General features: G+C 66.8%; 4 protein-coding genes. 1 reads left to right on the top strand and 3 read right to left on the bottom strand.

What is annotated here, in order from left to right; genetic code table 11:
- Positions 1–204: 204 nt before the first annotated feature.
- From DBR23_RS20610 to DBR23_RS20620, 3 genes are all read right to left on the bottom strand, one after another.
- Positions 205–3,438: an efflux RND transporter permease subunit gene (locus DBR23_RS20610; protein ID WP_108499442.1), complete on the bottom strand. Its 3,234-nt coding sequence runs from the start codon at positions 3,436–3,438 to the stop codon at positions 205–207.
- A gap of 28 nt (positions 3,439–3,466) precedes the next feature.
- Entirely contained in the window at positions 3,467–4,729 is a 1,263-nt protein-coding gene (locus tag DBR23_RS20615) for an efflux RND transporter periplasmic adaptor subunit (RefSeq protein WP_056061759.1), read from the bottom strand.
- Positions 4,730–5,199: 470 nt separating this feature from the next.
- Positions 5,200–6,081 (bottom strand): alpha/beta hydrolase, encoded by an 882-nt coding sequence (locus DBR23_RS20620; protein ID WP_192418796.1) that lies wholly within the window; start codon positions 6,079–6,081, stop codon positions 5,200–5,202.
- A gap of 192 nt (positions 6,082–6,273) precedes the next feature.
- Here DBR23_RS20620 and DBR23_RS20625 point away from each other — a divergent pair, with 192 nt between their 5' ends.
- Positions 6,274–7,191: a LysR family transcriptional regulator gene (locus tag DBR23_RS20625; RefSeq protein ID WP_056061756.1), complete on the top strand. Its 918-nt coding sequence runs from the start codon at positions 6,274–6,276 to the stop codon at positions 7,189–7,191.
- Positions 7,192–7,333: the final 142 nt, after the last annotated feature.

Here is a 7,333-nt window from a genome sequence, read left to right on the forward strand (position 1 = left end):
AGCACCAGGGCGGCAGCCAGGGGCGCCAGCAGGCTGCGCTTGCGCACTGCCAGGGCACCGTCGGTGGAGTTTTTCTTCAATAGCAAATCGGTCATGGTTGGTCTCCTGCCCCGCTCGATTCACCCGTTGCAGTCGGCAGCGGGTGCACCGTGGAGCGCGCATCTAGGGCCACAAAGGTCGTTGTTGTCACCGTGGTCAAGGGCATCATTCGTGCTCCTTGCGTGGCGCAGCCAGCACGGGGTGCGCGGTGCCACCGGTGCCGGTGTTGTGCGAGATAGGCGCCACATGCGCGCCATGCTCCACCAGCGGGCGGTTGCCAGCCAGTTTGCGCAGCAGCACGTAGAACACGGGCGTGAGGAACAGGCCAAAGGCCGTCACACCAATCATCCCGGCGAACACCGCCACGCCCATGGCGCTGCGCATTTCGGCGCCCGCTCCGGTGGACAGCACCAGGGGCAGCACACCCATCACGAAGGCCAGCGAGGTCATCAGGATGGGGCGCAGCCGCAGGCGGCTGGCCTCGATGGCGGCCTGTATGGGCGTGCGCCCGGCAAACTCCAGCTCGCGCGCAAACTCCACGATCAGGATCGCGTTCTTTGCCGACAGCCCCACCAGCACGATGAGCCCGATCTGCGTGAACACGTTGTTGTCGCCCTTGCTCAGCCACACGCCGGTCATGGCCGCCAGGATGCCCATGGGCACGATCAGGATGATGGCGATGGGCAGCGTCAGGCTCTCGTACTGCGCGGCCAGCACCAGGAACACCAGCAGGATGGCCAGCGGGAACACCAGCACGGCGGAGTTGCCGGCCAGGATCTCCTGGTAGGTCAGCTCGGTCCATTCGAACGTGATGCCCTGGGGCAGGGTCTCTGCGGCAATGCGCTCGATGGCGGCCTGGGCCTGGCCCGATGAATAACCGGGTGCGGGGCCGCCGTTCACATCAGCAGCCAGGTAGCCGTTGTAGCGCATGGCGCGTTCGGGGCCGAAGCTGGGCTCCATCTTCATCAGCGCCGACAGCGGCACCATCTCGCCGGTGGCAGAGCGCACCTTGAGCAGGCCCACGTCTTCGGCCCGCGCACGGTAGGCCGCATCGGCCTGCACGCGCACGCTGTAGGTGCGGCCAAACTGGTTGAAGTCGTTGGCGTACAGGCTGCCCAGGTAGATCTGCAGCGTGTCGAAGATGTCCGTCACGGGCACGCCGAGCTGGCGTGCCTTGGTGCGGTCGATGTTGGCGTACAGCTGCGGCACGTTGACCTGCCAGCTGGTGAACAACCCCGCCAGCTCGGGCGTCTGGTAGGCCTTGGCCATGAAGGCCTTCACCGCGTTGTCCATGGCTTCATAGCCCAGCGAGGCACGGTCTTCGATCTGCAGCTTGAAGCCGCCCGTGGTGCCCAGGCCCGCCACCGGGGGCGGCGGGAACATGGCGATGAACGCGTCCTGGATGCTGCCAAACGCCTGGTTCAGCTGGCCTGCCACGGCGCCGCCGCTCTGGTCGGCACGGGTGCGCTCGGCAAAGGGCTTGAGCGTGGCGAACACGATGCCGGAGTTGGAGCTGTTGGTGAAGCCGTTGATCGACAGGCCGGGGAAGGCAATCGCGTCTTCAACGTTCGGGTTCTCCTTCATGATCTCGCCCATGCGGCGGATCACGTTCTCGGTGCGGTCCAGCGTGGCGCCGTCGGGCAGCTGCGCAAAGCCGATCAGATACTGCTTGTCCTGCGCGGGCACGAAGCCGCCGGGCACGATCTTGAACAGGCCCACGGTGGCACCCACCAGCGCGAGGTAGATCACAAACATCAGCGCCTTGCGGCCGATCACACGCTTGACCCCGCCGCTATACGCTTCAGAGCCCCGATGGAACATGCGGTTGAAGCCACGGAACAGGCCACCGAACACCTTGTCCATGCCGCGCGTGAGCGCGTCCTTGGGCTCGTCGTGGCCCTTGAGCAGCAGCGCTGACAGCGCGGGCGACAGGGTCAGCGAGTTGATCGCCGAGATCACCGTGGAGATCGCGATCGTCACCGCGAACTGGCGATAGAACTGGCCCGTGAGCCCGCTGATGAAAGCCAGTGGCACGAACACCGCCACCAGCACCAGTGCGATGGCAATGATGGGGCCGGAGACTTCGCGCATGGCGCGGTAGGTGGCCTCGCGCGGGGTCAGGCCCGCCTCGATGTTGCGCTCGACGTTCTCCACCACCACGATGGCATCGTCCACCACGATGCCGATGGCCAGCACCAGCCCGAACAGGGAGAGCGCGTTGATCGAGAAGCCCAGCAGGTGCAGCACGGCAAACGTACCCACCACCGACACCGGCACAGCCAGCAGCGGGATGATGGAGGCGCGCCACGTCTGCAGGAACAGGATCACCACCAGCACAACGAGGGCGATGGCTTCGAGCAGCGTGTGGATCACCGACTTGATCGATGCGCGCACAAACTGCGTGGGGTCGTACGCAATGCGGTACTCCACGCCTTCGGGCATGTTCTTCTGGATCTCGTCCATGGTCTTGCGCACGTTCGACGAGATGTCGAGCGCGTTGGAGCCCGGCGCCTGGAACACGCCCATGCCCACGGCGGGGTCGTTGTTAAGTAGCGAGCGCAGCGAGTAGTCGGCCGCGCCCAGCTCCAGGCGGGCGATGTCGCGCAGGCGCGTCACCGCACCGTCCGCACCGGTCTTGACGATGATGTCGCCGAACTCTTCTTCGGTCTGCAGGCGGCCCTGGGCGTTGATGGACAGTTGCAGGTCCACGCCGGGCAGGCCGGGCGATGCGCCCACCACGCCGGCGGCCGCCTGCACGTTCTGACCGCGGATGGCGGTCACCACGTCGCTGGCCGAGAGGCCGCGCTGCGCGACCTTTTGCGGGTCGAGCCACACACGCATGGAGTAGTCGCCACCGCCGAAGATCTGCACCTGGCCCACGCCCTGGATGCGCGCAAGGCGGTCCTTCACATTGAGCACCGCGTAGTTGCGCAGGTAGTCGATGTCGTAGCGGTTGTTGGGCGAGACCAGGTGGACAACCATGGTCAGGTCCGGCGCGCTCTTGACGGTGGTGACGCCCAGGCGGCGCACTTCCTCGGGCAGGCGCGGCTCGGCCTGCGAGACGCGGTTCTGCACCAGCTGCTGGGCCTTGTCGGGGTCGGTGCCGAGGGCAAAGGTCACCGTCAGCGTCATCACGCCGTCGGTGGTGGCCTGGCTGCCCATGTAGAGCATGCCTTCCACGCCGTTGATGGACTCCTCCAGCGGCGTAGCCACGGTCTCGGCGATCACTTTGGGGTTCGCGCCCGGGTACTGTGCGCGCACCACCACGGAGGGCGGCGCGACTTCAGGGTATTCAGAGATGGGCAGACCGCGCAATGCGATGAGCCCCCCGAGGAAGATGAGCACCGACAGCACCCCGGCAAAGATGGGGCGGTCGATGAAAAAGCGGGACAGGTTCATGGATGCAAATTCCTGGTGTCCAGCGCGCTCAGGCGGCTGGCGACTTGGCGGCGTTCTTGGCTTCCTTGCGATCACCCGCAATCTCGGCCTTGGCGGTCATGGGCACAGGCTGTGGCGCCACCACGGCACCGGGGCGCACGCGCTGCAGGCCGTTGACGACGATGTTCTCGCCCGCCTTGAGGCCCGAGGTGACCACGCGCAGGCCGTCAATCGGCGCGCCCAGGGTGACCTCGCGGTACTCGGCCTTGTTGCCCTCGCCCACCACCATCACGAACTTCTTGTTCTGGTCGGTGCCCACGGCACGCTCGTTGATGAGCAGCGCCTGGGTGTTGCGGGCCTGGCCCATGCGGATGCGGGCGAACTGGCCGGGGATGAGCGAGCCGTCTTCGTTGTCGAACACGGCGCGCACGCGCACGGTGCCGCTCTTGGCATCGACCTGGTTGTCGATGAGCTGCAAACGACCGGCGTGCGGCGTGCCGCCCGTGGTGCCCGTGCCCATCTGGACAGGGATGCGCTCGATGAGCTGGCGGGCGCTATTGCCGCGCTGGCCGCTTTGCAGGTCGGCCAGGGCCTTCACCACGATCTGCTCATCGGTGTCGAAGCTCGCGTAGATGGGGCTGACCGACACCAGCGTGGTCAGCACCGGGGCGCCCGCGCCGGCCGCCACCAAGTTGCCCACGGTGACTTCGATGCGGCCCACACGGCCCGCCACAGGGGCACGCACCTGGGTGTAGCCCAGGTTCAGCTTCGCGGTCTGCAGCGCGGCCTGGGCGGCGCGCAGGTTGGCATCGGCCTCGCGCTGGGCGTTCAGGCGCTCGTCATGTTCGCGCTGGGCAATGGCTTTTTCTTCGAGCAGGCGCGTGGCGCGCTCCAGTTCGCTGCGGGTGTACGACAGGCGGGCCTGTGCAGCGACCACCTGGGCTTCGGCGCGGTCCACCTCCGCGGCGTAGGGGGCTGGGTCCACCGTGACCAGCAGGTCGCCCTGCTTGACCAGCGAGCCTTCGCGGAAGTGCACGGCCTGCACGGCGCCCGAGACGCGGGGGCGCACATCCACGCGCTGCACGGCTTCGAGCCGGCCGGAAAACTCGTCCCACAGGGCGATGTCTTTTTGCAGCACGGCAGCCACCGACACCGGCATGGCGGGCGGTGCTGCGGGGGCGCTATCCGCCTGCGCCACGGGTGCCTGAAACACCAGAACAGCAGCCGCCACGGTGGCCGTCACGGCCGTGGCAAGGGTGGCCAGACCCAGGGGGCGGCGCTGGGAGAACTTGGAGAAGGATGGGAAGTTCATGGTCACTTTCGATCAGTAGGTGTGCCCTTGTGGAGCACGCTGTGAAACTTGTATGCCGTGCGCTGGCGCCTGTGGGCTGCGCTCGGCAGGTGTCAATGCAAAGGGCGCGAAATGAAGTCTCGGCAATGACACGGTGGAAAGGTCAATACCCCGGCGACAAACGCCGGGGCGGCCTGCGTGCCACGTCAAAAGACGGTGCGGCCAGGTGCGCTGTGACAGCGGCCGCAGGCCAACGGGATCAGGGGTGCATGCATGGTGTGTTCTTTCCTCCGTGTCGTTTGAGTGGCTAACGTGGGCTCTAGGGCATGCGGAGCGGGCAACGCCGGGCAAGCGTTTCCCCTCCGGCACGCCAGGCCGGAAATCAAGATGCAAAAAGGGAATGGGGCTCGCGCCGAGCCCGCGTTTCTCTGCCTCCACCCGGGTGGAGGTCAGCGGCTGTCAGGGGGGTGAGAAGGTGTCAGGGGCCGTCGTCAGGACGGCACCGGACTTCGCGTGGAGGCAAAGAACTGCCGGAACTGCTCCTGCGCACCCGCCGCACACGGACATTCATGCGGGCCAGTCTGCAGCAGGGCATCGGGCCACTGCGGGTTCTTGGAGAACACGTGGCGCGTGACCGGCAGGCCGGCAGCCTCCAGCCGGGCCGCGTAGGCCAGCGCCTCGTCGTGCATGGGGTCGGTGTCGCCCACCAGGATCAGCGTGGGGGGCAGCCCCGCCAGGCGCTGCGCACCGGCAGGCACCGCATAGGGGTGCTCGGCATCGCGCGGGCAGCGCAGAAAGTTGCGCCAGCCCTCGGTCCACTTGCAGCCCGTGGAGTCCCCCGTGGCCTCGCGCAGCGACGCGGTGCCCACACAGGGGTCCAGCATGGGCGACAGCAGGATCTGCCCGGCCAGCGGGGGGTGAGACTGGTCACGCGCCATCAGTGCCACGGCCGCCGCCAGGTTGCCACCGGCCTCTTCGCCCGCCAGGTACACGGCGGCGCCCTGCCCGCCGAGCTTGGTGCGGTGCTTGTGCACCCACTTGAGCACACCGTAACCCGTGTCCACCGGCTGCGGAAAGGGCGTGAGCGGATACGCGACCGACACCACCACTGCCCCGGCACTCTCCAGCAGAGAAGCCACCGTGCAGCCGTTGTCCAGATCGCCCGACATGAAGGCCCCGCCGTGGAAGTGCACGACCACCGGTGACGCCTGGCCGGTCTTCTTGCGGCCGTACATGCGCACTTCCACGTCCTGCCCCTGGGCCACCTCAATGGTGGAATCGGTGCAGACGGACGCAGCCACCCCGGACGCCTTGGCGGGCGCCGCAGCGGGCTGCGTGGGCAAAGAGGATGAAGACGGGCGGTCGGGCTGCATGGCAGGTACCCAGTAGGTAGGTGGATAGGTGGAAGGTCGGTTGACGATGGATGAAATGTAGTGGCTTGGGCCTTTCTGATAAACAGGTCAAACACCACCGCACTGTTTCCAAAAGCTCAACAATCAAACCGGGGCGCCCGTGTGAGAATTCCTCAGCACCCAATCTGGGTGCTGATGACTCAAGGAGAAGCCATGGACCAGATACAGGCCATGCGCATATTCGTGCGGGTGGTGGAGGCCGGCACGTTTACCCGGGCAGCGGATTCGCTGAGCCTGCCCAAAGCCACGGTGACCAAGCATGTGCAGGCGCTGGAGGAGCGGCTGCGCGTGAAGCTGCTCAACCGCACCACCCGCCGCGTGACCGTGACACCCGATGGCGCGGCCTATTACGACCGCACGGTGCGGCTGCTGACCGACCTGGACGACATCGAGGCCAGCATGACCAACGCGCGCGCCAACCCGCGCGGGCGGCTGCGCATCGACGTGGGCACGTCGGTGGCCCAGTTGCTCATCATTCCGCAACTGGCGGAGTTTCATGCCCGCTACCCGGACATCCAGGTGGACCTGGGTGTGAGCGACCGCACGGTGGATCTGATCGGGGACAACGTGGACTGCGTGATCCGGGGGGGCGAGCTGAGCGACCAGTCACTGGTGGCGCGCCGCATTGGCAACCTGGAGTTCATCACCGTCGCCGCACCCGCCTACCTGGAGCGCAAGGGCACACCCACGCACCCGCTGGAGATCGAGGAGAAACATGCCAGCGTGATCTACTTCTCGCCCCAAAGCGGGCGGCACTACCCGCTGGAGTTTCGCCGGGGTGATGAGTCCATCGACATCACCGGCCCCTACCAGCTGAGCGTGAACGAGGCCAACGCCTACGTGACCTCCATCGTGGCGGGCCTGGGCATTGGCCAGATCACCAGCTGGCAAGCCCAGCGCTACCTCGCCAGCGGAGCCCTGGTGCAGCTGCTGCCCGACTGGACCCAACCCCTGCTGCCTGTGTATGTGGTGTACCCGCCCAACCGCCACCTGAGCGCCAAGGTGCGCGCGTTTGTGGACTGGGCGGCCGAGCTGTTCCAGCGCGAGGCCCATCTGCAGCGCAAAGCCTGACGCCCCCTGAATCGGTTCTATGGTGGCGGTGGTGGAGTTAACGCCCGATGCACACGACAGGATTGCCCTCAGGGCGTGTTCACGCTCCCAGTCTGTATGCTTGGAGCCATGAGCACTCCAGAGACCCCGCCACCCGCCCCAC

This window comes from Acidovorax sp. HMWF018, assembly GCF_003061035.1.
Lineage (GTDB): Bacteria > Pseudomonadota > Gammaproteobacteria > Burkholderiales > Burkholderiaceae_C > Acidovorax > Acidovorax delafieldii.

What these genes read in the sequence shown, in the direction of transcription:
- DBR23_RS20615 (WP_056061759.1), bottom strand. Translation starts at nt 4,729, where the DNA reads ATGAACTTCCCATCCTTCTCCAAGTTCTCCCAGCGCCGCCCCCTGGGT.
- DBR23_RS20610 (WP_108499442.1), bottom strand. Translation starts at nt 3,438, where the DNA reads ATGAACCTGTCCCGCTTTTTCATCGACCGCCCCATCTTTGCCGGGGTG.
- DBR23_RS20620 (WP_192418796.1), bottom strand. Translation starts at nt 6,081, where the DNA reads ATGCAGCCCGACCGCCCGTCTTCATCCTCTTTGCCCACGCAGCCCGCT.
- DBR23_RS20625 (WP_056061756.1), top strand. Translation starts at nt 6,274, where the DNA reads ATGGACCAGATACAGGCCATGCGCATATTCGTGCGGGTGGTGGAGGCC.